Below are 249 nucleotides of genomic sequence, written 5' to 3' on the forward strand. Positions count from 1 at the left end.
ACAAATTTTGATCCGGTCATTGGCCGCCCCATCGGTTTCCTTGAATGTATTAGGATAATCCACCGATTCCACAACCCCATTTCGAACCGAAAGCCACGGGCTTCCCGTAAACAATATATTCGCCATTCGGGCGAAGGTATTTTTCGAAATAATTTATGCTTTGAAACCATACCAGATCAATTGTTCCGGTACCATCTGTAAACTGTCCGACGAGGCGTTTTTTCCCTCCTTCGCCAACAATAGTCCATT

General features: G+C 44.6%; 1 protein-coding gene. It reads right to left on the bottom strand.

The features are described 5' to 3' along the window. Window positions 1–49 precede the first annotated feature (49 nt). On the bottom strand, window positions 50–249 hold a 200-nt coding region (locus GJQ66_RS15000; RefSeq protein WP_230379669.1), incomplete at its 5' end, for an OB-fold nucleic acid binding domain-containing protein.

The sequence above is a fragment of the Microbacterium sp. ZXX196 genome, assembly GCF_009709595.1.
Taxonomy (GTDB): Bacteria; Actinomycetota; Actinomycetes; order Actinomycetales; family Microbacteriaceae; genus Microbacterium; species Microbacterium excoecariae.